Below are 1,355 nucleotides of genomic sequence, written 5' to 3'. Positions count from 1 at the left end.
AGGAAAGCCCATGCAAGCCCCCGTCGACGCGGCGCTGGACGGCCGCCGCGCGGACACGACCGTCTATGGCGTGATCTTCGCGATCAGCTTCTGTCATCTGCTCAACGACATGATGCAGTCGCTGCTTCCGGCCATCTACCCGGGCCTGAAGACCGACTTCCAGCTCGACTTCGGCCAGATCGGTCTCATCACGCTGACCTACCAGATGACCGCGTCGATCCTGCAGCCACTCATCGGCCTCTACGCCGACCGCCGTCCCACGCCGCTCGCGCTTCCCGGTGGCACGCTGTTCTCGTTGTTCGGCCTGCTCGTGTTGTCGAAGGCGCACGCCTACCCGTTGCTGCTCGCCGGCGCGGCGTTGCTGGGCATGGGTTCGTCGGTCTTCCATCCCGAATCGTCCCGCGTGGCGCGGATGGCCTCGGGCGGCCGCCACGGTCTCGCGCAGTCGCTGTTCCAGGTGGGTGGCAACGCCGGTCAGGCGCTGGGCCCGCTCGCCGCGGCGCTGGTCGTGGTGCGTTGGGGACAGTCGAGCCTGGCCTTCTTCGCGCTGCTCGCCTTGCTGTCCTGCGCGATCCTGTGGAACGTCGGCCAGTGGTATCGCCATCATGGCCTGGTCCGCCTGACGAGCAACGCCGGCAAGCACGCGCAACTCGCTCCACCCACGCGGGAGGCGCGGCGTGGCATCGCCGTGCTGCTCGCGCTGATCTTCTCGAAGTACGTGTACCTCGCCAGCCTCACCAGCTACTTCACGTTCTACCTGATCCATCGCTTCGGCGTGTCGGTGGAGAACGCGCAGTTCCACCTGTTCGTCTTCCTCGGCGCGGTGGCGGTGGGAACGGTGCTCGGCGGCCCCGTCGGCGACCGCATCGGACGCAAGCGGGTGATCTGGTTTTCGATTCTCGGCGCCCTGCCCTTCACTCTCCTGTTGCCGCACGCCAGCCTGTTCTGGACGGCGCCGCTCACCGTGGCGATCGGCTTGATCCTGGCCTCCGCCTTCCCCGCGATCGTCGTCTTCGCACAGGAGCTCGTGCCAGGCCGTGTCGGCATGATCTCCGGCCTGTTCTTCGGCTTCTCGTTCGGCATGGGCGGCCTGGGCGCGGCGGTGCTCGGCGAGCTGGCCGACCACATCGGCATCGAGGCGGTGTACCAGGTGTGCGCCTTCCTGCCCCTGATCGGTTTGCTTGCGGCACTGCTGCCCAGCCCCAAGCGGGACGCCCGCTAAGAAGACCCGCCGAGACCACGGGGGGAACCCGTTTGGTGGGAGCCGACCCTGTCGGTGATGGGTGCTTGCCCATACCTGGCCCGCTGCCGCGGGATCGCCGACAAGTCGGCTCCCTCCAGGGCTTCCCACACCG

Annotated in this window: 1 protein-coding gene; it reads left to right on the top strand. The window is 67.8% G+C overall.

Going from position 1 to position 1,355, the window contains the following annotated elements; genetic code table 11:
* The first annotated feature begins 10 nt into the window (after window positions 1-10).
* Window positions 11-1,222 (top strand): MFS transporter, encoded by a 1,212-nt coding sequence (locus ACR9ZJ_RS19305; RefSeq protein ID WP_481288680.1) that lies wholly within the window; start codon window positions 11-13, stop codon window positions 1,220-1,222.
* The last annotated feature ends 133 nt before the right edge of the window (window positions 1,223-1,355 follow it).

It is taken from the genome of Luteibacter sp. KNZ12-1A (assembly GCF_056755675.1).
This window is presented reverse-complemented; position numbering and strand designations above follow the sequence as displayed.